Source organism: Paraeggerthella sp. Marseille-Q4926 (assembly GCF_916618935.1).
GTDB classification, from domain to species: Bacteria; Actinomycetota; Coriobacteriia; order Coriobacteriales; family Eggerthellaceae; genus Paraeggerthella; species Paraeggerthella hominis.
In genome coordinates, this window is the sequence record NZ_CAKAKF010000003.1 from 163,993 (window position 1) to 185,477 (window position 21,485).

The 21,485-nt window shown below is 63.3% G+C and carries 19 protein-coding genes; 3 read left to right on the top strand and 16 right to left on the bottom strand.

From position 1 onward, the window contains the following. Positions 1-189 precede the first annotated feature (189 nt). On the top strand, positions 190-513 hold the full coding sequence (locus tag LG373_RS05830; protein ID WP_114565817.1) for a multidrug efflux SMR transporter: 324 nt from the start codon (positions 190-192) through the stop codon (positions 511-513). Positions 514-538: 25 nt separating this feature from the next. Beyond that, on the top strand, positions 539-1,264 hold the full coding sequence (locus LG373_RS05835) for a B3/4 domain-containing protein (RefSeq protein WP_225749274.1): 726 nt from the start codon (positions 539-541) through the stop codon (positions 1,262-1,264). Between the two features lie 82 nt (positions 1,265-1,346). On the opposite strand, the gene LG373_RS05840 is transcribed toward LG373_RS05835, so the two are convergent. The 15 genes from LG373_RS05840 to LG373_RS05910 all read right to left on the bottom strand — a co-directional run bounded on the left by LG373_RS05840 (position 1,347) and on the right by LG373_RS05910 (position 20,210). After that, positions 1,347-1,853, bottom strand: a complete 507-nt coding sequence (locus LG373_RS05840; protein ID WP_225749275.1) for a GNAT family N-acetyltransferase — start codon at positions 1,851-1,853, stop codon at positions 1,347-1,349. 146 nt (positions 1,854-1,999) lie between these two features. Then, entirely contained in the window at positions 2,000-3,412 is a 1,413-nt protein-coding gene (gene ffh, locus LG373_RS05845) for a signal recognition particle protein (protein ID WP_225749276.1), read from the bottom strand. 918 nt (positions 3,413-4,330) lie between these two features. Further along, a complete protein-coding gene (ftsY, locus tag LG373_RS05850) occupies positions 4,331-5,251 on the bottom strand; it encodes a signal recognition particle-docking protein FtsY (RefSeq protein WP_225749277.1) in 921 nt (306 codons plus the stop codon). A gap of 286 nt (positions 5,252-5,537) precedes the next feature. After that, the gene (smc, locus tag LG373_RS05855) at positions 5,538-9,098 is read right to left on the bottom strand and encodes a chromosome segregation protein SMC (RefSeq protein ID WP_225749278.1); all 3,561 of its coding nucleotides are present in this window, start codon (positions 9,096-9,098) and stop codon (positions 5,538-5,540) included. A 6-nt stretch (positions 9,099-9,104) separates the two neighbouring features. Next, complete coding sequence (gene rnc / locus LG373_RS05860; RefSeq protein WP_114565951.1) at positions 9,105-9,950, bottom strand: ribonuclease III; 846 nt, start codon at positions 9,948-9,950, stop codon at positions 9,105-9,107. A gap of 68 nt (positions 9,951-10,018) precedes the next feature. Beyond that, positions 10,019-11,044 carry a phosphate acyltransferase PlsX gene (plsX, locus tag LG373_RS05865; RefSeq protein ID WP_114565952.1) on the bottom strand — a complete coding sequence of 342 codons (1,026 nt, stop codon included), beginning with the start codon at positions 11,042-11,044 and terminating at the stop codon, positions 10,019-10,021. A gap of 204 nt (positions 11,045-11,248) precedes the next feature. Beyond that, entirely contained in the window at positions 11,249-11,428 is a 180-nt protein-coding gene (gene rpmF, locus LG373_RS05870; RefSeq protein WP_114565823.1) for a 50S ribosomal protein L32, read from the bottom strand. 256 nt (positions 11,429-11,684) lie between these two features. Next, entirely contained in the window at positions 11,685-13,535 is a 1,851-nt protein-coding gene (locus LG373_RS05875; RefSeq protein ID WP_370632867.1) for an ABC transporter ATP-binding protein, read from the bottom strand. A 119-nt stretch (positions 13,536-13,654) separates the two neighbouring features. Then, on the bottom strand, positions 13,655-14,203 hold the full coding sequence (locus tag LG373_RS05880) for a DUF177 domain-containing protein (RefSeq protein WP_225749280.1): 549 nt from the start codon (positions 14,201-14,203) through the stop codon (positions 13,655-13,657). Continuing rightward, positions 14,203-14,676: an ATPase gene (locus LG373_RS05885; protein ID WP_103265837.1), complete on the bottom strand. Its 474-nt coding sequence runs from the start codon at positions 14,674-14,676 to the stop codon at positions 14,203-14,205. Before LG373_RS05885 ends, LG373_RS05880 begins: the two co-directional genes overlap by 1 nt. A gap of 163 nt (positions 14,677-14,839) precedes the next feature. Further along, positions 14,840-15,322 (bottom strand): pantetheine-phosphate adenylyltransferase, encoded by a 483-nt coding sequence (coaD, locus tag LG373_RS05890; protein WP_114565826.1) that lies wholly within the window; start codon positions 15,320-15,322, stop codon positions 14,840-14,842. Between the two features lie 27 nt (positions 15,323-15,349). Then, positions 15,350-15,943 carry a 16S rRNA (guanine(966)-N(2))-methyltransferase RsmD gene (gene rsmD / locus LG373_RS05895; protein ID WP_255616276.1) on the bottom strand — a complete coding sequence of 198 codons (594 nt, stop codon included), beginning with the start codon at positions 15,941-15,943 and terminating at the stop codon, positions 15,350-15,352. Between the two features lies 1 nt (position 15,944). Continuing rightward, positions 15,945-18,149 carry an ATP-dependent DNA helicase RecG gene (locus LG373_RS05900; RefSeq protein ID WP_225749282.1) on the bottom strand — a complete coding sequence of 735 codons (2,205 nt, stop codon included), beginning with the start codon at positions 18,147-18,149 and terminating at the stop codon, positions 15,945-15,947. Beyond that, positions 18,142-19,776 (bottom strand): DAK2 domain-containing protein, encoded by a 1,635-nt coding sequence (locus tag LG373_RS05905; RefSeq protein WP_114565829.1) that lies wholly within the window; start codon positions 19,774-19,776, stop codon positions 18,142-18,144. The genes LG373_RS05900 and LG373_RS05905 overlap by 8 nt, the downstream gene beginning before the upstream one ends. Positions 19,777-19,862: 86 nt before the next feature. Beyond that, positions 19,863-20,210 (bottom strand): Asp23/Gls24 family envelope stress response protein, encoded by a 348-nt coding sequence (locus LG373_RS05910; RefSeq protein ID WP_114565830.1) that lies wholly within the window; start codon positions 20,208-20,210, stop codon positions 19,863-19,865. A gap of 219 nt (positions 20,211-20,429) precedes the next feature. Here LG373_RS05910 and rpmB point away from each other — a divergent pair, with 219 nt between their 5' ends. Further along, the gene (gene rpmB, locus LG373_RS05915) at positions 20,430-20,621 is read left to right on the top strand and encodes a 50S ribosomal protein L28 (protein WP_114565831.1); all 192 of its coding nucleotides are present in this window, start codon (positions 20,430-20,432) and stop codon (positions 20,619-20,621) included. Between the two features lie 129 nt (positions 20,622-20,750). Here rpmB and LG373_RS05920 read toward each other — a convergent pair whose 3' ends face one another. After that, positions 20,751-21,470 (bottom strand): zinc ribbon domain-containing protein, encoded by a 720-nt coding sequence (locus LG373_RS05920; protein ID WP_216528604.1) that lies wholly within the window; start codon positions 21,468-21,470, stop codon positions 20,751-20,753. Positions 21,471-21,485: the final 15 nt, after the last annotated feature.

Here is a 21,485-nt window from a genome sequence, read left to right on the forward strand (position 1 = left end):
GACATGTGCGCGGCAACCGTCGCAATGGCGGAATGAGCGCACTTGACTCGCCCAACGCAGTGTAGTATTCTGCCAAACCAATCAAATAGGATATCTGCCGCCGGGTAGATCAAGACGCGAGCATGCGCACTTTCATCAGTAGGCCTGAGAAGATGAAAGAGGCGGCATGCTTTTTTATTGGGAGGAATTATGAACTGGGTTATCTTGATCATTGCCGGACTGTTCGAAACGTTCTGGGCGTACGAGCTCAAGCTTTCGGAGGGGTTCACGAAGCTTGTCCCTAGCCTGCTTACCGTTGGCGGCATGATCATCAGCTTCGGGCTTTTGTCGCACGCGCTCAAAACGCTGCCGCTCAGCGTCGGGTACGCGGTATGGACGGGCATCGGCATGGTCGGGGCGGCCGTCCTGGGCATGGTGGTGCTCAAGGAGCCGGCAAGCGCGCCTAAGATCATCTGCATCGCGTTGATTGCCGTGGGGATCATCGGCCTCAACCTTACGACGCATGAAGGATAGAACCGGCGAAACGAAGGAGAAGAGCATGAAGAGATTCATCGCCGAAGACTCGTTTTGGAACCTGTTTCCCAAGTCCGCCATCGGCATCATCGTCGTTCGCGGCATGAAAAGCGCAAGCGACGTGCCCGCCGACGATGCCGCCGAAATCTCGAGGCTGCTGCGCGACGCGAACGAGCAGGCGAACGCCTACCTGACCAGCAACGTGATTTCCGAAAACGAGCCCGTCAAGGTATGGCGCGAAGCGTACCGGCAGTTCAAAACGAAGAAGGGCGCGCGCTGCTCGATCGAGAACCTGCTCAAGCGCGTGCTGAAGGGCAACCCCGTAGGATCCATCACGCCCTCGGTCGACATCTACAACGCCGTTTCCCTCAAGTACGCCCTGCCCGTCGGCGGCGAGGACATCGACTCGCTCGTCGGCGACTTCCGCCTGGGCATCACCGAAGGAGGCGACGCGTTCACGCCTATCGGAGAGGATGGCGACGACCCCACGCTGCCGGGCGAGCTGTGCTACCGCGACGACATCGGAGCCGTATGCCGCTGCTTCAACTGGCGCGACGGGCAGCGCACGGCGCTTTCGGACGATTCGAGCAACGCGATCCTCGTCGTGGAGTGCTTGGAACCCGAACGGCGCGAAACGCTGGAAACCGCGCTTGACGAGTTCGCCGCCCTCATGGAGCGACACCTAGGCGCAACCGTAACGACGCGCACCGTGATCGACCGCGAGCATCCGGAAATCGTCATTGCCGAGTAACTGCGAAAGAGCGTCTTGCGCCATCCGGCAAACCAACGGCGCAAGACGCTGGGAACAGCCTAGACCAGGCTGCGAACTAGCCTCAGCAGCCGCGGTTTTCGCGTGCGGTGCTCTTGTAGAAGATATGCACGTCCTCGTAGGCGCCCATGAAGTTGACGAAGCCCCCGGGAATGGTGCCGACGCGCGTGAAGCCCATATCCTCGTACAGGTGAATAGCCCCCTCGTTGCTTGCCACCACCGCGTTGAACTGCAGGCCTTGAAAGCCCTTCTTTGCCGCCTGCTCGAGCGAATCCGCTACAAGCGCACGGCCGAGCCCGACGCCGCGCGCGCTTGACGCTACCGCATAGCTGGCGTTGGCAATGTGCGCGCATCGACCCACGTTGTTCGGATGAAGGATGTACAAGCCGAACAGCTTCGAGTCGATGGCAGCCACCGTCGTCAGAGCCTGCGCGGCGAAAAACTCGCGCGCCGTATCGATCGTAAGCGGCTCGATCTGCGGAAACGCTTCCCCGCCTTCGACCACTTCGTTCCACACCTTGATCATGCCCGGAAGATCCTCTTCACGATACGGGCGTATCTCGAGCGCCATGGCGCGCCTCCTGTCGTTTATCGCCGTCAACCTGCGCGGAGCGAACGCGCCGCGCAGGCAAGTATAGCAGAGGCCGGCACCCGCCCGAAAGCAACCGGCAACCGTCGGCAAACGAAGATCCGCCGGCAGTCGCCGGCGGAATCATGCTACTGCCCCATCATGTCCTGGAGCTTTTTGATATCGGACATGCTCATGCCGCCCATGCCGGGTATCCCTCGACGTCGACGGCCCTTCTTGCCCTTCTTTCCCTTTCGACCGCCTTGCATCTCCTCCATGGCGGGCATCATTTTCTTCATCATCTTCTTCGTCTCGTTGAACTTCTTCATAAGCTGGTTCACGTCCGAGACGGTGACGCCCGCACCCGCCGCGATGCGCGCGCGACGGCTCCCGTTCAGGAGGTCGGGCTTTTCGCGCTCCGCTTTCGTCATGGAGTTGATGATGACCTCCATGTGGTCGAAGGCGCCCTCGTCCACCTGGCCGGAGGCCATGGCCTTGTCACCGCCCGGCAATGCGCTGATCAGCTTCGAGACGCCGCCCATCTTGCGTACCTGGCGGTTCATTTCGATGAAGTCGTTCAGGTTGAGCTGCGCCTTCATCATGCGCTCGGCGGACTCGGCCTCGATCTCCTCCTGCTGCACCGCCACGGCGCTTTCAATGAGGCTGACCACGTCGCCCATGCCCAGGATGCGCTTCGCCATGCGGTCAGGATGGAACTCGTCAAGCGAATCGGGCTTCTCGCCCGAGCTGATGAACTTGATGGGCTTGCCAGTGACCTGCTTGATCGACAGCGCGCCGCCGCCGCGGGCGTCGCCGTCCATCTTCGACATGATCACGCCGTCGAAATCAACCCGCTCAGCGAACGCGCTGGCCACGTTCACCACGTCCTGGCCGGTCATGGCGTCCACCACCATGAGGATCTGATCGGGCTTGACCGCGCGCTTGATGGCCTCGGCCTCGTCCATCATCTCGTCATCGACGTGCAAGCGGCCCGCCGTGTCGACGATGACCACGTCGCGCAGGTTGTCGATGGCGTCCTGCACGCCCTCAGTCGCGATCTTCACGGGATCCTGCCCGTCGCCGCGGTACACGCGCACGCCGATCTCGCCGCCGAGCGTTTCCAGCTGATCGGCCGCAGCGGGACGGTACACGTCGCAGGCAACCAGCAACGGAGAGTGGTTCTCCTGCTTCAGGCGGTACGCCAGCTTCGCGGCCGCGGTGGTCTTGCCGGAGCCCTGCAAGCCCACCAGCATGATCACGTTGGGGATGCGGCTCGACAGCACCAGCTTGGAGTCCGTGCGCCCCAGAAGTCCGGTCAGCTCGTCCAAAACGATCTTGATGACGTTTTGAGCAGGCGTGAGCGAGTCAAGCACCTCTGCGGTCAGGCAGCGTTCCTTCGTGTTCGCGACGAAAGCCTTGACCACCTTGAAGTTGACGTCCGCTTCCAGAAGCGCCATGCGGATCTCGCGCATGGCGCCGTTGATGTCGTCCTCGGTCAGGCGGCCCTTGCCGCGCAGACCGGAAAATATGCCTTGAAGGCGTTCGGAGAGGTTTTCGAGCATGGTCGGTAGGCTCCTCGTCGTATGCGTCGATTAAGCGTAGTGGTTCGAATTATACGACAGCAATCCCGCTCCGACCACAAACACACAAGCAATCCGACCGCGCTTCGGAAACACGCGCGTCTCTCGACGGCAGCATCGTCGACGACGCCGATAGTGCGCTGGACATGATGAGCGGCCCGTTCGACGAATTCGCTCGAAAGAGAAGGGTTCGCCGACAGGGCTCGTTGAAAGACTTTCTCTGATGAAGCGCTGAGGTTCATGAGGCTCTTCCGCCCGAGCTTCGGCCTGCCTTTGAGCTTCTGCACGCGCAAACGCGCAGCAGCGCAATACCCGAAAGCCGCCCCTTGAAACTGGCGACAAGATCGCAAGCGGCCACCGCGCGTGCGATTCTTCCCTTAATGTTGCGTTCGGAGGACGCTTTGGGGGATGATCTTCGATAGGGGTATGCATATTGCCTGGTCACAGGTATTCTCCGTTAGCGGACGAGTCTCAACATGCGCTCGAACGCAACATTAGGGGAAGAATCGCACGACAAGCAAGCTACTCCATAGTAAACGCCACCCGGACCGGCTCTGCTACGTCGAGCAGTTCAAGCACGGGGACATGGACCGCAGGAACCTGCTCTTCGAGCACGAAGCGCACGACCCATCGGGAGATCGGGACCTCATAGCGTACTGGACCAGGCAGTATCCTCGCAATATCGAGGATGGTTCAGTATAGAGCCTGGAAGAATTAGGGCGCGCATGGGGGAACTGCAGCAATTCAGAGCGCACGGAAGGCCATATCTTGGCCGCATCCGAAAACGCGACCAAGGCTTTACCAACGAAGCGACCGCAAGCGCACGCTCGGCACCTGGTTCTTTCGTCACAGGTGCCGATTCACGCCCAAACTTGCGAACCCTCCCGCCCGGCCGCTCTGCTATCTTCGTTCGTCGAACTCGCCGACGAGGGCGCGCGCGAAATCGTGGGCGTCGAACTCCTTGAGGTCGTCAAGCCCCTCCCCTACGCCGATCTTGAGCACGGGAAGATTCAGCTCGTGAGACACCGCGAGCGCGATGCCGCCCTTGGCTGTGCCGTCCAGCTTCGTGACGATCACGCCGTCCAGATCGAGCGCGCGATCGAACTCGCGCGCCTGCTGCAGGCCGTTCTGCCCGGTGGTCGCATCGGTCACGAGCACCGTGTACACGGGCATGTTCGCGCGCTTGCGCACCACGTTCACCACTTTCTCGAGCTCGCGCATGAGGTCGGCCGACGTATGCAGGCGCCCGGCGGTGTCGACCAGCACCAGGTCGGCACCCTCCTGCTCGGCGCGCTCGATGGTGTCGTAGCACACGCTGGCAGGATCGCTGCCGCGCTCGCGCGTGCACACGGGCACGTCCGCGCGGCGCGCCCACACCTCCAGCTGCTCGATAGCCGCCGCGCGAAACGTGTCGGCGCTTCCCAGAAGCACCTTGCGCCCCTCGTCGGTGGCCGCTTTGGCGATCTTGCCCACCGTGGTGGTCTTGCCGGTGCCGTTGATGCCCACGAACAAGACGATGGCTTCGCCGCCGCCGAACACGTCCTGGCCGCCTTCCGCAAACGTGCTGGCGATCTGGTCGTTCAGCAGGTCGAGCACGGCGTACGCGTCGGGCAGCGCCTTGCGGGTGGCCTGGTCGCGCAGGTTCTCCACGATCTCGGACGCGGCAGCGCCGCCGATGTCGGCCAGGATGAGCGTTTCCTCCAGCCCGTCCCAGAACTCTTCGTCCAAATCCGGACCGCGGTCGAGCAGAACGTTCATCTGCTCCTTGAACTTGTCGCGCGAACGGCTCAGCCCTTCGCTGATCCTATTGAAAAATCCCATGTCGGGCTCCTTTCTCAGCAACTTGAACAGTGTAGCTCAAAAAAAGCCCCCCGTCAGCGACGCAGATTCCCCTGAAGCCCGCACCCCGCAAACATCGCGCCCATCCCATCCCCTGGCTCCCTCGCAGACAGAAGCGAACCGCCCTGCGCCACGCACAACGCCTGCAAAGGAGCTGGGCGGCGGTGCCCACCAAGCGAGTTCCGCACGAGTCGAACCGCCCAGTGGGCTGTTCACGCGAGCTCAGGACTGTTCAAGCGACTGGGCACCGCCGCCCAGCGCCCGAAGGCTATTCCGCGTACTGGAGCGCGCGATCCAACTTCTGGCTGACCACCTTCGTCACGCCGTCGGCCTGCATGGACACGCCGAACAGCACGTCGGCCATCTCCATGGTGCGACGCTGGTGCGTGATCATGATGAGCTGCGTGGAGTCGCGCAGCGATTCCAGGTACGCCGTCAAGCGACGCAGGTTCGAATCGTCCAGCGCGGCCTCCACCTCGTCCAGGATGTAGAACGGCGTCGTGCGGATGCGGTACACCGCGAACAGGAGCGCAAGCGCCGTGAGCGATTTCTCCCCGCCGCTCATGAGCATCATCTTCGTAATGCGCTTTCCGCGCGGCTGCGCGGTCACTTCCACGCCCGTGGCCTCCAGATCATCCGGATCAACCAAGGTCAAATGAGCCGAACCGCCCGGGAAGAGCACGGCGAATATCTCCTGGAAGTTCTTGTCGACCGCTTCGTAGGTGCGAATGAAGTCCTCTTTCATGCGCGCATCGATGACGCGGACGATCTTGGAAAGCGACCGGCGGGCGCCGTCCAGGTCGGCCAGCTGCGCAGCCAGGTAGTCGTAGCGGCTCTTGAGCTGCTCGTACTCTTCGGCGGCATCCGGGTTGATGGTACCCATGTTGGCGATGCGACGACGCAGCTTGAAAGCGGCATCCTCGGTTGCCCCCCGGTCCTCGAGCTCGGGGGTCTCGAGCGCGCGATCGAGCGGCACGCCGCAATCGTGGACGATGGCGTTGACCGCGCCTTCCACCTGAACCTCCAGGCGGCCCTTCTCCACGCGAGCCTCGGACAGGCGGGCGTTCGCGGCATCGAAGGCATCGTGCGCAGCTCGCGCCGCTGCGCGAGCCTCGTTGACCGCAGCGTGCAGGCCAGCCGACGAATCCTGTGCAGCCGTCGCCGCTTCCTCCAGATCGCGCGTCCAGCGGCGAGCGCTCGCGGTAAGCTCCTCGAACAGCGCGAGCAAAGGCTCGATGCGCTTCTGGGCCACCGTTTTGCGCGCAAGGGAATCGCTCGCTTCCGCATCGCTTGCGTCGACGGTTTCCAGATCGCGCGTTCTCGCGTCCACCATGCGCGACGTGTACGTTTCGCGTTCGGACAGCGTTGCCGCCTTGAGCTTCGCTTCCGAAAGCGAATCGCGCAGCTGAGCCGCAAGCTTGCGCAGGGGGACCACCGTGTCCTGCGCCTCCTGGAGCTTCGCCGCGCCTTCGTCCAGGCTCTTCTTCAACTGAGCCAGACGCTGCTCGAGCGCCTCCACCGAAGGCCGAGCCTCGGCAACGGTGCGCTCGGCCTGTGCGCGCTGGCCCTCGATATCGGAGAACTCACGGCGCACCGAAGCAAGCTTCTCCTCGGCGCGTCGGGCGTCTGCGCGCGCCGCGTCGGTCTTGCCTCGCAGCTCGGCCAACTGCTGCGACAGCTTCAAGCTGTCGGCCTGCGCGCTGCGCAGCGTTTCCTCGGCAGCCTGAGTGCGCTTTTCCGAAGCGGCGCGCGTCTCCTCTGCAGCCGACAACCGAGCGCGCAGCTCATCGGCGCGTCGAGCGCGCGCGAGAACGCCCTCGGCATCCTCGACCGTCGCCGAACCAACCGTCACCTTCCCGTTCGGCCATACGACGCACCCGTCCGTCGTGACGAAACGAGCACCAGAGAGGTCGCGCGCATGAGCCGCGAACGCATCTTCCCGGCTATCGCACACCACCACATCGCCCAGAAGCGCCTCGACCGCGCGAGACGCTTCCTCGGGATACGAGAGATCGTCCACCAAGGCACGGCCGAGCCCCGCTTGCGCGGCAGCGCGCGCAGGCGCCGACGTCGTCTGCTTCCCCGCGCGGGAAACGAGCACGACCTCGCCCTGCTCGTCGCAAGACAGAAGAGCAGCCGCAACCGCGCTCGCGCGAACCTCGTCGTCCACCAACAGCGCCGACACGTCCGCGCCCAGCAAGCGCTCCACCAGCGCCTCGGCACCGGCGGGCGCGCGCACCGCGCGGGCGATCGGCTCGATCCCCGCCTCCAGTTCGTCGGCATGGTCCAGCAGCCATGCGAGCGCCGGCCCCGAGGCCGCTGCGGCGCGCTCAAGTTCCTCAAGACCCTTGATCTCCGAAGACAGCAGGGTTGCGGCCTCTCGCGCCTGATCAAGCTCCGCGCGCGCCGATTCGCGTGCAACCAAAGCCTCGCCAACCTTCGCGCGCGCAGCAGCTTCCCGCTCGGTCAACGCAGCCAGTTCGGCTTCGGCCTGCGCGGCGGCTTCGGCCTGCGCGGCGGCTTCGGCCTGCGCACGGCCCAACTGAAGCTCCAGCTCCTTGCCGTGGCCTTCAATCAACTTCACATGGGCAAGCCCGCTTGCCAAAGCCTCCTGCGTCTCGGAAAGCTCACGGCGCGCCTGCTCTTGCGCGCGCTCGTCAGAGCGCTTGGCCTTCTCGATATCCTCGAGCTCGCGCTCGAGGTCTCGCCTGCGTTTGGCGTTTTGAGCCTGCTCCTCGGTCAACCGGGCAACGGCCGCATCGGCAGCCTCGCGACTTGCGCGAACCTCGGCCAACTGCGCCGCCGCCTGCGCACGGTCCGCTTCCGCCTGAGCGCGCTTGACCTTGTTCGATTCCAGCGTAACGCGCAGGTCGGCTTCGTAGCTTTGCGCAGCGCGGCGCTTCTCGTGCAGCAAAAGCACCGCGCCGTCGAACCGCTCGACAGCCGAAGACGCGCGTCGATGCCGACGGGCCAGGTCTCCCGCGTCCACGCTTTCGCGCCGAATCTTTTCCTGCAGCTCTTCCGCATGCGCCTCGGCCTTGCCGATGGCAGCCCGCTTCTCTTCAAGCTCGGCCTGAAGGGCCTGCTCGCGGGTTTGCGCGCCGTCCCATGCTCGGCGCAGCGTGCGCAGGTCGTCAACGGCCAGCGACAAGCTCAAATCGGACAACTCGGCTGCCAGCCCCTGATAGGTGCGGGCGCGTTTCGCCTTGCGCTCGAGCGGACCCAGCTGACGCTCCACCTCGACTGCAACGTCCTTTACGCGCGCCAGGTGGGCGTCCATGGCCGCCAGCTTGCGCTCGCTTTTCGCCTTGCGCTGCTTGTGCTTGAGAACGCCGGCCGCCTCTTCGATGAGCGCGCGACGGTCCTCCGGCTTCGATTGCAGAATGGAATCCAGGCTTCCCTGGGAGATGATGGAATGCGTGCCCGTGCCCAACCCCGAATCGTGCAGGATGTCGAGCACGTCCATGCGCCGCGCGACCGTGCCGTTGATCAGGTACTCGCTCTCGCCGGAGCGGTACATGCGCCGCGTGATGGCCACCTCGCTGTAATCGACCGGAAGCGTGCCGTCCGAATTGTCCAGCACCAGGTCCACTTCCGCAACGCCCACGCTCTTGCGCGCCGAGGACCCCGCGAAGATCACGTCCTCCATGGCCTGTCCGCGCAGGTGCTTGGCATTGCGCTCGCCCAGCACCCACAGCACGGCATCGGAAATGTTGGACTTTCCCGATCCGTTCGGGCCGACCACGGCAGTGATACCCGGCTCCATGGCCAGGACGCTGCGGTCGGCGAACGACTTGAACCCTTTGAGGACCAGTGACTTCAAGTGCATGTGAGGCTACCCTTGCTTGCGCTGCTTCGCGCGCTCTCGTTCGGACTTCTTGCGGGCCTTCTGCTCGGCGCGTGCAGCAGCCTTCTCTTCCTTGGCCTGCTTAGCTGCGGCGGCTTTCTCCGCGCGCACGCCCTCGTCGACGCCCAGGCCGAAGAACTCGCCCAAACGAGCGAGCGTGCTTTTGGCAGCCTGGCTCTCGGCTTCCTTTTTCGTGCGCCCGGTGCCACGGGCAAGCCCCTGCGACCCGGCGAACACCTGCGCCACGAACGTGCGGTCATGCGGCGGCCCCTGCGTTTCCACCAGCTTGTACGTAGGCGTGATGCCGTCTTCTTGCAGCTTTTCCTGCAGCGCGCTCTTCGGGTTCTCCGGCTCCTTCGCCATGTCCACCGACATGCGCGGAATAAGCGTTTCGCGCACGAAGCTCACGGCAGCGCCCATGCCGCCGTCCAGAAACAGCGCAGCCACCACGGCCTCGTATACGTTCTCGAGCGCAGAATGCAGCCCGCGCCGACCCGTTCCCGTCTCGGAAGACCCGAACACGATCACGTCCGTGAACCCCAGGCGCTCAGCTACCTCCGACAAGCTCGCGCCCGAGACGAGAGCCACCTTGATGCGCGTCAAGCCGCCTTCGTCCAGGTCGTGAAAGCGATCGAACGCGATGGTGGCCACGATGGCGCCCAAAATGCTGTCGCCCAAAAACTCGAGCCGCTCGTAGGAGTACTTGACGGCCTTGCCTTCGGTAGCCGAAGGGTGGGTTATAGCCGAAAGGAGCAGTTGCTCTTGATTGAACCGGTACCCCAGGATGCTCTGGGCCCGATCGAGCTTGCCGCGCTGCTCGTCGGTCAGCATCATGGGAGTTTCAAACCTCTTGTCAAGATTCGAAACCGAAGGCTCGTTGGAATCGAACAGGTTCTCAAGCGTCATTCTTGACCGCCGTTTCCCGGAGCGCCCGCCTGGACGCCCGTAGCCGTCTGCGCGATTATATCCGTAATGCCCGCACGTACGAAGTTCGCCGTGGTCAGAACGCCGCTCTTTATCGCATAGGCGTTCGACGAGCCATGCCCCACGATGCATGCGCCCTTCACGCCAAGAAGCGGCGCGCCGCCGTACGTATCGGGACTGACCTGCGCCATAAGCTGCTTCAAGCCGCCCTTGATGGTCAAGGCGCCCAGCTTGGTAACCGGCGTCGCCATCATGACGTCCTTGAGCGTTTTGAACAGCACCTTGGACGTGCCCTCGATGGTCTTCAAGCACACGTTGCCCGTGAAGCCGTCGGTGACGATCACGTCGTAGGTGGCGGCCAGGATGTCGCCGCCTTCGGCATTGCCCGCGAAGTTGGAAAGCTGCTCTTTCAGCAGCTCGTGAGCCTCCTGGGCGAACTGGGACCCCTTCGTGTCCTCCTCGCCGATGTTCAGCAGGGCGGCGCGAGGGTTCTCGATCCCGAGGATCTTCTCGGCATACACCGACGCCATGCGGCCGAACTGCACCAGGTATTCCGGCTTGCAGTCCGCATTCGCCCCCACGTCGCACATGACCACGGGACGAACCGGCGACGGGATGACCGTCGCAAGCGCAGGGCGCGCTATGCCTTTGATGCGGCCCATGACCAACGTCCCGGCCGCCAGACAGGCCCCCGTAGAGCCCGCAGAGAAAAACCCTTGCGCCGCGCCCTCTTTCACCAGGCGGCAACCCACCACGATAGACGAGTCCTTCTTCTTGCGCACGGCGTTTGCCGGATGCTCGGCCATGCCGATAACCTCGGTGGTAGGCTGAGCTACGCAACGCTCGTGCTGAGAGGCGAAGGGCTCGACCACCTCGGCCGGACCGCACAGGATAACGGTCAGGTCGGAATCGGTCGATAGCGCATCGGCAACGCCTTCGAGCACGACGGCCGGAGCGTTGTCGCCCCCCATGGCGTCGACGGTGATGGTAACTTTATCGGGCATGGTGTCCTCGCATTCCTCGGTGGAGTCGCGTGGACGCATGCGTCCGACCGCAATCGCGCGAGCGGGCGCATGCGCGCAGCGCATAGCTTCCTTCAACAGTATAGACGAACATGCAAAAAAGCCTCCCGGCTCGTCACGCAAAAAGCGTGATGTGCGGGGAGGCTTGTCAAGGCGCGGACGTAAGCGCTCGCGCGCAGGAGACGGTTAGTCCGTCTCGATGACCTCGCGGTTCTTGTAGAAGCCGCAGTTCGGGCACACGCGGTGCGGAAGCTTGGCTTCGCCGCACTGGGGGCACACGGAGCGGGAAGGCGCCGCGATCTTGTCGTTGGTGCTGCGACGGGCATGAGTGCGGGCACGGCCCATTTTGCGCTTAGGTACTGCCATGATCTCTATCTCCTTGCTTTTTGCCGAGCGGTACGCTCGCTCGCTTTCGCTTAGTAAACACGCGAAGTGGTATGGTACCAAAGGTTTGTGGGTCCCGCAAGGGTCCTGCGAGGTCATTTTTGCAAACGGCATGCAGGATTCATAAACCACTGGCACTTTCACGACAAACGCATCGTTGATCATAGCGCAAAACCAGCCCTACGTGCTCGAAAAGCGCCAAGATGCGAGAGAAGAGCACGCGTGCAGGAAGCTGAACCTAGGAGGCTCCGAACTGCATGCGGTAGTAAGCGGCGTACGTGCCGCCCAAAGCCAGCAAGTCCTCATGGGTGCCCAGCTCCGCCACGCGCCCGTCGTCCACCACGGCGATGAAGTCCGCCCCGCGAATGGTGGACAGGCGATGCGCGATGATGAGCGTGGTGCGTCCGGCCGACAGCTCGTCGAGCGAGCGCTGCACGGCGCGCTCGCTCTCATTGTCAAGGGCGCTCGTGGCTTCGTCCAAGATGAGAATGCTCGGGTCGCGCAGAAACACCCGCGCGATGGCGATGCGCTGCTTTTGGCCGCCGGACAAGCGAGCTCCGCGCTCGCCCACGAACGTATCGTAGCCGTCGGGCAGGCTCTCAACGAACTCGTGGATGTTCGCGCGCCGTGCGGCCTCCTCTATCTCCGACGCCGTCGCATCGGGCCGTCCGTACGCAATGTTCTCGGAAATGCTGCCGCCGAACAGGTACACGTCCTGCTGCACGATGCCGATCGCCTCGCGAAGCGACGATGCCGTAATCGTACGGATGTCGATGCCGTCGACTTCGACCGAACCCGACTGGGGATCGTAGAACCGAGGGAGCAGCGAACATGCGGTGGTCTTCCCGCCGCCCGAAGGCCCTACCAACGCCACGGTGACACCTGCAGGCACGGCCAGGTCGAACCCCCGCAGAACGTCGCGCCTACCATCGTAGCTGAACCGCACGTCGCGATAGCGAACCGCTCCCCGCGCACGCGCGCCGCACGTTCCCGCCTCGCCGCAAGCGGCCGCATCGAAACCGTGCGCCGTCCGGGCAACGCGCAGGTCCAAGGCCCCCGGCACATCCTGGATGTCGGGCCGCACGGCCAGAACCTCCATGAACCGGCGAAAGCCGGCGTAGCCCTTCTGGAACGTCTCCACGAAGTTGATCAGCTGCTCGATAGGAGAAATGAAGATGCCGATGTACAAAGCGTAGATGGCCAGATCCGTCACCGCCAGTTCGCCCTGAGCCACGAAGTACCCGCCGCCCACTACGGTAACCGCGTACAACACGCCGATGAACAGCGAGTTCACGGCATGGAACGATCCCATGAACCGGTACGAGCTTTCCTTGGTCCCCACGAACCGATCGTTCACGCGACTGAACTTGCCGATCTCCACGGACTCGTTTCCAAACGACTTCACCACGCGAATGCCGCCGAGGGAATCCTGCAATCGAGCATTGATGTCGGCCATTTTCTTGCGGTTCTCGGTGAAGATGAGGCGTTTGCGGTAGTTGCGCCATGCGGCGTAGGCAGCCAGCAAGACGGTCGCTCCCAGCATGATGGCGGTCAGCGGCACGTTGATGAAGAACAGCAGCGCGAACGATCCCACGATCTTCAAGATGCAGATGAACAGGTTCTCCGGCCCGTGATGAGCCAGCTCCGACACGTCGAACAGGTCGGTTACCAGCTTGCTCATCATCTCGCCGGTATTGTTGCGGTCGTAATAGCCGAAACTCAAGCGTTGATACTGCTTGAACAGGTCCATGCGCATGTCCGCCTCCATGCGCACGCCCATGATGTGGCCCCAGCTGGTGATGAAGTACTGGCACGCCGTGCGCACCGAGTACAATGCGGCAAACAGAAGGGCGATCCACCCGAGCGATGCCAAAACGACGTCGGCCGATCTGGCGAAAAAGTCCCTGGTAAAGAAGTTCAAAAGCTGAGGAAACGCCAGATCGACCGCTGCGAGCACAGTGGCGCACGCCAAGTCGAAGAAGAACAGGAACTTATACGGCTTGTAGTAGCTTGCGAATCGGGCGAACACCGTGCGCGCAGAGACCTTCGGGTCGCTTTGAGGTTTGGTCGTAGTATCCATACCGCCCATTGTAGCGCTCCTGAAGCGCGCAGCATAAGACAACGGGGTCAATGTCTCGTGTTCGGCAACAAGCCGGAAAACGGATCACTGACCCCGTTGCATCGTCCCATCGAAACCAAAGGGGGAATTTACTTCTCCTCGAAGGGGAAATCTTTCAGGACTGCGAAGGGGTTCGGCGGCACGTCGTCTTCGTCGGATGCCGGCTCGCAACCGCAGGGACCTTCGTTGAGGTTCGCTCCGCAGGTTGAGCACAGGCCCTTGCACTCGTCGTCGCACAACGGCACCAGCGGAAACTCCAGCAACAGCGCAGCCGTGGCAAGCGGTTCGACGTCGATGACCTTGTCTTCGGACAGCACGTCGAATTCGTCCTCGTCCATATCCTCGGGCGCGGCTTCCTCGGAATTCAGCAGGAAATAGCCCTCTATCTCGCCCGTAACGGGAAACGCGATGGTCTCGAGGCAGCGGGCGCACGCCGTTTTGGCCTCGCCCTCCACCGTGCCGGTCACCAGCAGGGCGTCACCTGTGTTGGATATATCGATCTGCCAGCTCAAAGGAGCCGAGAAGTCGTACAGATCAGGGCCCGACTTGACGACGGGCACCGTAAGCTCGCCTTCGAAATGAGCGCTTTCGGCAGGCGTGAAAAGCTCAAGGGGTACGTGGATGCGCGTCGCGTCCATTAGCGCCCCGAAGCAAGAGAGTTGGCGTTCAAGCGATCGCGGCAACGGCGCACGTTGCCCAACAGCGTATCGAGGCTCTGCTCGACGTGGCCGAACACCTCGTCGGCGTAATCTTCGGCACCGGCGCGGGTCTGACGCTCCAGCTCGCGCGCATCGGCGAGCACCTGATCGGCCTGCTGCTGGGAGATGCGAACGATCTCCTGCTCGCTGGCGATGGTCATAGCCTGGCTGCGTGCATCCTCGATCATGCGGTTGGCCTCGGCCTCTGCGTCATCGAGCAGGCTTTGCCGCTCGCGTACGATCTGACGAGCCTGAGCGAACTCGCTCGGGAACGTGTCGCGAATTTCATCCATGATCTCGAACGCCGCGGCGATGTCAACCTGGCGCATGTTGCCTTTGCCGAAAACCGGCTTAGAGTCCTCAAGCAGAATCGAGAGCTCTTCTAACAGCCCCAAGACTCCTGTTTCGTCCATGATTGTCCTTCCACCCTGGCGTGCTGCGTTTCATCTGCGTTGGCGCGCACGGGCACCATCGCGCGCATGCGTCGCAATATTCTAGCACGTATGGTCGGGAAACCGACTTCCAATGCACAAAGCAAGCACATTTCACCCGGTCGGAACGTACGTTACAGTTCCCTTACGCGTCGCCGAACTTCTTCAGCAACGCCTCGTGCACGCAAGGGGGAACGAACTGCTCCACCTTGCCGTGCAGGCTGGCTATCTCGCGAACGATGGACGACGAGAGATACATGTACTGCGGAGGCGACATGATGAACAGCGTTTCAAGCTCTTGGTTCAACTGGTAGTTGAGGGCCGTCATCTGGAACTCGTACTCGAAGTCGGTAATAGCGCGCAAGCCTTTCACGACCACGGTCGCATCCATCTTGGCAGCGAACTCGACCAGCAGATCGTCGAAGGGCTCCACGCGCACGTTGGGCAGATGGCTGGTGGCCTTGCGCACCAGCTCGACGCGTTCCTCCAGCGTGAACAGGGGCTGCTTTTTCGGCGACGCCGCCACGGCCACGATGATCTCGTCCACCAGCTGGGCTGCGCGGGTTATGACGTCAAGATGCCCGCTCGTGATAGGGTCGAAGGTTCCGGGCGTCAATGCACGTTTCATGAATGGGTCACGTTTCCTCTCGTTTGGTCACACAGTGCGGCTGGACTCGTCAAGCAGCAGCACGTCCACGACAGTATCGCCGTACTTCTTTCGCTGCGCAAGGGACAAATCGCGCGCTTTTGCCGCTTCGTCCACCAACGAAACCGAAGCGGCGTCGTGCTCGTACACCACCAGGGCGTCCTGCGCAAGCGCGCCGCGTAGCCCGAGCGCCGCCACCAAATCCAGGACAGCCTCCGCCTGGTAGGCGTACGGAGGATCCAGGAACACGAGATCGAACGGGGGACGCGCATACGTCGGGGGCTCCTTGAGCACGTCCGCACGATGAATGCGCGCGTCGCGCGGCTCAAGCCCCAGCGTTTTGGCGTTCGCGCACAGCGCGCGCATGGCCTCGCCGCCGCACTCGTAGAAATGGGCGCATCGCGCGCCGCGCGACAGCGCCTCGAACCCCAGCGCGCCCGATCCCGCGAACGCGTCGAGCACGACCGCTCCCTCGAAACCTCCGCGTGCGCTGTTCACCACGCTCATCATGGATTCCCGAACCCGGTCGGTGGTGGGGCGGGTGCCCTCCCCTTTCGGCGCCTTGAGCGTGCGCCCGCGGTACTCGCCTGCAATGATTCTCATGCTATCCTCCCTGCACGGCATGCTCGCCCGCGAACATGCGCCTCATCTCGCGCGCGAGCGGGCGATGGGCCGCATCCTCGAGCGCCGGGTCCTCGTCTATGATCGCGGCCGCATCGGCATGCGCCGCCTCGATGATCTTGCCGTCCCGCACCACGTTCACCAGCTTGAGGCCGCTCGCGCCGTGCTGCCGGTTGCCCAGGATATCGCCTTCGCGACGAAGCGACAAGTCGTAGCTGGCAAGCTCGAAGCCGTCGTCGGTGCGCTCCATGGCCGCCAGGCGCGTGAGCGCTGCGTCCGATTTGGAAGCCGAGATCAAGTGAACCTGCGCCGCAAGGCGGCCGCGCCCCACGCGTCCGCGCAGCTGGTGCAGCTGCGAAAGGCCGAAGCGATCGGCGTCCTCCACGATCATGATCGTGGCGTTGGGAACGTCCACGCCCACCTCTATGACCGTAGTAGCCACGAGAACCTGCGTCTCCCCTGACCGGAAGCGGTCCATGACGGCCTGCTTCTCCGCAGAGCGCATGCGCCCATGCAGAAGTTCCACGTTCCAGTCGGCGAACACGGTCGCTTGCAAGTAGGTTGCCTCTTTCGCAGCGGCGGCCACGTCGTCTCCGGCCAGGTCGTCGTCGCTTTCGATGCTGATGGCGGCGTACTCGTACGCCTCTTCGTCGGCCTCGCGGCGACGTCCGCCCGATCCCCCGTCGGATGCCTTCGCGTCCCGCTCCTCGCCGCTCTGCCCGATAAGCGGACACACCACGTACACCTGCTCGCCGCGCGAAAGCGCTTCGCGCGCGGCATCGTAAGCGTGGCCGCGATCGGCCTTTTGATGCACGAACGTGGTCCGCTGCGCCGTGTCGTTCGGCCGCTGCTTGATATAGGACAGCGTCAACCCGCCGAACAGCGCCAGCGCAAGGGTGCGCGGGATGGGCGTGGCCGTAAGGAACAAGGCGTCGGGCGCCTCGCCTTTCGACAGCAGCTTCGCGCGCTGCTCCACGCCGAAGCGCTGCTGCTCGTCGATCACCACAAGGCTCAGGCGCTTCGGAGCCACGTCGTCCTCTAAAAGTGCATGCGTTCCGATAAGCACGTCCAACGAGCCCTCCGCAAGCCGTTGCAGGATCGCCTCGCGCTCCGCAGCGGACGTCGATCCGGTCAAGACGTCCCACGACACGCCCGCGGCGTCAAGCAAAGGGCCAAGGCTTTTCCCATGCTGGCGGGCAAGCACCTCGGTAGGCGCCATGAGCAGCGCTTGCGCTTGGGTGTCGGCCGCCGCCGCCAGCGCGAACGCGGCCACGACGGTCTTGCCGGTGCCCACGTCGCCCAACAGCATGTGGTTGGCGACCGTCGGCGCGGCCAGCTGCCCCAAGATGTCCGCCTTCGCCCGCTTCTGCTCTGCCGTCAACTCGAAGGGCAGTGCGGCGGCAAGCGCGCCTATCCGAGGACCGTCCGTCCGATGGCGCACGGCCTGGCGACCGGCGCTGCGCTCACGGCCCTGGCTCATGAGCATGAGCTCCAGGAACAGCAGCTCCTCGTAGACCAAGCGGCGCCGCGCCTCGGCAACCTCCTCCATCGAATGGGGGGCATGGATGCTCGATAATGCAACGCCTCTGCTCATCAAGCGGTATTTCGCTCGAATCTCAAGAGGAAGCGGATCGTACAGGCCCGCGCACGCGTCAAGCGCGTTGCCGACGAGCCGACGCATCCATGCAGCCGACACCTTCTCGCACGCCGGATGCACGGGAATGATCATGCCCTCCGCCGCGTTGGGGCCTTCAAGGACTTCAAGGTACGGGTTGGTCATGCGCTTGAAGCCGTAGTTGAACTCCAGCTTCCCCGCCACTGCAATCCTCATGCCGGGCTTGACCTGGTCCATGAGCCACGGTTGACGAAAGCACGTCACCATGAGCAGCCCCGTGGAATCCACGAGCGAGATCTCCACCAGGGAAAGCCGGGGCTTGGGACGCTTGAGCTTGATCTCGTGGACCGATCCCTCGATGGTGCAGGAGCTGCCGATGACCGCCGAGGCCACCGTCTCTTTGGCGGATAGGTCGACGTACCTGCGCGGGAAATGGGTCACCAGGTCCCGCACCGTGCGAATGCCGAGCCCCGCCAGCGCCTTGGCGCGACCGGGGCTCACCAAACGGACGCGCTCGACGGATTCGTCGAGCGCGAGAGTGGCTGCAAGTCTGTCGGGCTGGCCGTTACTCAACGGACATCACGATGGGATACAGGGGCTGGTCGCCGCGATGGGCGTCGATCTCAAGATCCTCGTGGGCCTCTTCGATGCGCGCCACCAAAGCGTCGAACGCATCGTCGTCGATGTCCTCGCCCGCCAGGATGGTCAGCGTGTCCGCGTCGTCGGCGTCCATGACGGACAAAAGCGCCATGACAACCTCCTCGGTCGAAGAACCGACGGACTCGATGGAGCCGTCGGCGATGCCGATGACGTCGCCTTCCTTGATGGGATTGTCGTGCGCATCCTTGGAATCCTTGATGGCGGTAGTGACCTCGCCAGTCTTCACGTCGGCGTACGCCTCGGTCATGGACTCGACGTTGTCGTCCAAGCTGGCGTCCTCGTCGAAGCCGAACAGAGCCGCAAACGCCTCGGGTACGCTGCGCGTCGGAACCACGGCGCACGGCTTGTCAGCCAGCTCACAGGCGCTCTGGGCCGCCATGATGATGTTCTTGTTGTTCGGCAAGAAGATCACGGCGTCGGCGTTGACCTCGCCCGCAGCGTCCAAAAGGTCCTTCGTGGACGGGTTCATGGTCTGCCCGCCGGAAACAACCACGTCGACGCCCAAGCTCTTGAGTATCTTCGCATTGCCCTCGCCCGCGGCAACCGCCACGAAGCCGAGCGGCTTGGAAACGGCGGCTTCCTCGGCGGCCAGCGCGTCGGTGCGCGCCGCGCTCTGAAGCTGCATGTTATGGATATGCACCTCGGAGATCTGGGAATCGTGCGTCAAGAACCAGCCGAGCACCTCGTCGGGACGGTTGGAGTGCACGTGCACCTTGAAGTTGGGGTGCATGCCCACCATCAGGTCGCAGTCGCCCATCGTGGGCAGAAACTCGCGCGCGGCGTCCACGTCGACCGTATCCGAATGCACCAAGAACTCGGTGCAGTAGCGAAACGCCGAGCCCTCCCAGTCGTTGACCTGCTCGATCTCGACCTTCGGCGCGGCGTTGCGGGCGAAGGCCAGCTCGTCGCGCAGCGGACCCTCCTTGCCGGTCAGCGCGGCCACGAACGCGTCGAAGAAGATGGCCAGGCCGAAGCCGCCGGCGTCCACCACGCCGTTCTCCTTGAGAACGGGAAGCAGGTCGGGCGTGCGCTGCACGGAAGCGTAGGCTTCCTCCACCACGGCGGCCAGCGCTTCGTCGCACGAGAGCTTCTTCTTGCGCGCGCGCTTGGCGGCGGAGGCCGAGTCCTTCAGCACCGTGAGGATGGTTCCCTCGACCGGCTTGCGCACAGCCTGGAAGGCCACTTCCTGGGACTTGGAGAACGCCGCTTCGATGCTGTCGGCGTTCAGCTCGTCGTGACCAACGCTGCCCTCGCACAGACCGCGCAAAATTTGCGAGGTGATGACACCGGAGTTACCGCGAGCGCCCATGAGCGCGCCGGTCGTGATCGCCTTGCGAATTTCCGCGCCGCTGGCCCCGATGGGAAGCGCGGCAAGGTTCTCGACAACCGTCTCGAGCGTCAGCGACATGTTCGTGCCGGTGTCTCCGTCGGGCACGGGAAAGACGTTGAGACGGTTGATCTCGTCTTTGCGCTCGCTCAAGGTCTTGCTCGCCGCCGCAATGGCGTTGAGCAGGTCGTTCGCGGTATAGGATTCTGACATGGTGGTTCTATTCTCCTTCAAATTAGCCCGCCGCGCGCGTCGTCCTTGCGCGGTGCGCAGCGGTTCGTCAAAGACAGGCGGCGGTGCTACTTGCGCACCTTCACGCCCTGCACGTGCACCTCTACCCCGTCGAGCGGGACGCGAGCGTACTCGGTCAAGGCGAACGTTACCTGGTCGATGAGGTTCTGCGACACCGTGTTGATGTTCGTGCCGTATTCGATGACCACGTACAGTTCGACGTGCACGCCGCCGTCGGTCGCGGTCACCACCACGCCGCGACGAAGCCGGGAGGCCGGGAGTATCTTCGCGATGCCGTCGGCAGCGGAGGGCGCAGCCATGCCGACCACGCCGTAGCATTCGAGCGCGGCATTGCCGACCATATCGGCCAAGACATCGTTGGCAACATGGAGGTTGCCAGGTATCGTATCGTTCATGGCGTTCCTTTCCGAGCGCGGACGGACCGCGCGCTGCAAAACCTGCTTCAGCAGTATAGCGCAAGGCCTTGCGCCCGTGCGACGTGCCCAATTGCAACTGAAAGTATATTACACGAAAAATTCTTGTGGCCGTTTGAGTTTATGTGCTATAGTGTGAAGGCTTTTTTGTCATCAACGGCTTGCGCCGACGAGCAACCAACGTACATGGAGTGATGAACGATGTCGAAGATTTGTGAAGTTTGCGGTAAGGCTCCCGTGGCGGGTCGCAGCATTAGCCACTCGCACCGCGTGAGCAATCGCTGGTTCCGTCCGAACGTGCAGAAGATCACGATCAAGGACAACAAGGGCCGTGTCCGCAAGGCCAACGTGTGCACGAAGTGCATGAAGGCCGGCAAGGTCGAGCGCGCGTAAGTTCGCGCTTCGCGCGACCGCTCGTCGCGCATGCATCGAGTAAAAAAGCCCGCATCGCTGCGGGCTTTTTCTCGTTGGGCAGCACGCTCGACGGCGAAAGCCCTGGCTCTGATGCGAATCGGAACCGATTTACTCTAAGATGAGCAGACGGCCGCAATGGGGGCATGCGGCCATGTTTCCCTGCGCGCGCATGTCGATGAGCCGGCCGTGCTCGATTCCCATGCGGCACGCCCCGCAGTTGGACCCCTGCAAGCGCGCGACCGCAACGCCCCCCGTACGGGAAAGCGTTTTCGCGTACGCCTCGAACAGCTCCTCCGGCAACGCCGCCGCCAACGATGCGCGCTCGGCCTCCAATCGGGCAAGGCCGTCCTTGAGCGCGCCGCCTTCCTTCACGAACACCTGGGTGGCCGCTGCTTCTTGGGAATCGATGTCGGCAAGCGCCTTCTCCACCTGGGCCTGCACGGCCTCTATCTTCGCCAGCTCTTCGCCTACGGAGGTCAGTTCGCCTTCCAGGAAGTTGCGGCGCTTCGCGAAGCCGTTGAGCTCCTTCGTCCGAGCCTCGACGGCACGGTAGTCTCCGCGCGCACCGTCGATCTCGCCTTGGACCTTGCGCTGCTTCTCGGCCAAGGACGCGTCCTCGTCGGTGATGCGCGCGAGTTTCGCGTCGGCTTCGGCATGGAGCGCATCGAGCTGCGCGCGCTTCTGGTCGACCGCCTTGCGCTTGGTTCGCGCGTCAAGGATGATGCGACGCTGGGGAAGCTCTTCAAGCTGCTTTCGCGCGCGCATGGCCTCCAAATCGATATGCTGCATTTGGAGCAGCGTTGCAAGATCATCGGTATCTACATGCATGCGTTTCCTTTGTCT

Excerpts from the sequence above, each read along its gene's own strand:
- LG373_RS05880 (WP_225749280.1), bottom strand. The coding sequence starts at position 14,203 with ATGGACGCGACGCGCATCCACGTACCCCTTGAGCTTTTCACGCCTGCC.
- rpmB (WP_114565831.1), top strand. The coding sequence starts at position 20,430 with ATGTCGAAGATTTGTGAAGTTTGCGGTAAGGCTCCCGTGGCGGGTCGC.
- rsmD (WP_255616276.1), bottom strand. The coding sequence starts at position 15,943 with ATGAGAATCATTGCAGGCGAGTACCGCGGGCGCACGCTCAAGGCGCCG.
- LG373_RS05835 (WP_225749274.1), top strand. The coding sequence starts at position 539 with ATGAAGAGATTCATCGCCGAAGACTCGTTTTGGAACCTGTTTCCCAAG.
- LG373_RS05910 (WP_114565830.1), bottom strand. The coding sequence starts at position 20,210 with ATGAACGATACGATACCTGGCAACCTCCATGTTGCCAACGATGTCTTG.
- LG373_RS05920 (WP_216528604.1), bottom strand. The coding sequence starts at position 21,470 with ATGCATGTAGATACCGATGATCTTGCAACGCTGCTCCAAATGCAGCAT.
- LG373_RS05875 (WP_370632867.1), bottom strand. The coding sequence starts at position 13,535 with ATGGGCGGTATGGATACTACGACCAAACCTCAAAGCGACCCGAAGGTC.
- LG373_RS05885 (WP_103265837.1), bottom strand. The coding sequence starts at position 14,676 with ATGGACGAAACAGGAGTCTTGGGGCTGTTAGAAGAGCTCTCGATTCTG.
- LG373_RS05840 (WP_225749275.1), bottom strand. The coding sequence starts at position 1,853 with ATGGCGCTCGAGATACGCCCGTATCGTGAAGAGGATCTTCCGGGCATG.
- plsX (WP_114565952.1), bottom strand. The coding sequence starts at position 11,044 with ATGCCCGATAAAGTTACCATCACCGTCGACGCCATGGGGGGCGACAAC.
- smc (WP_225749278.1), bottom strand. The coding sequence starts at position 9,098 with ATGCACTTGAAGTCACTGGTCCTCAAAGGGTTCAAGTCGTTCGCCGAC.
- rnc (WP_114565951.1), bottom strand. The coding sequence starts at position 9,950 with ATGATGCTGACCGACGAGCAGCGCGGCAAGCTCGATCGGGCCCAGAGC.
- rpmF (WP_114565823.1), bottom strand. The coding sequence starts at position 11,428 with ATGGCAGTACCTAAGCGCAAAATGGGCCGTGCCCGCACTCATGCCCGT.
- LG373_RS05830 (WP_114565817.1), top strand. The coding sequence starts at position 190 with ATGAACTGGGTTATCTTGATCATTGCCGGACTGTTCGAAACGTTCTGG.
- coaD (WP_114565826.1), bottom strand. The coding sequence starts at position 15,322 with ATGAAACGTGCATTGACGCCCGGAACCTTCGACCCTATCACGAGCGGG.
- ftsY (WP_225749277.1), bottom strand. The coding sequence starts at position 5,251 with ATGGGATTTTTCAATAGGATCAGCGAAGGGCTGAGCCGTTCGCGCGAC.
- ffh (WP_225749276.1), bottom strand. The coding sequence starts at position 3,412 with ATGCTCGAAAACCTCTCCGAACGCCTTCAAGGCATATTTTCCGGTCTG.
- LG373_RS05905 (WP_114565829.1), bottom strand. The coding sequence starts at position 19,776 with ATGTCAGAATCCTATACCGCGAACGACCTGCTCAACGCCATTGCGGCG.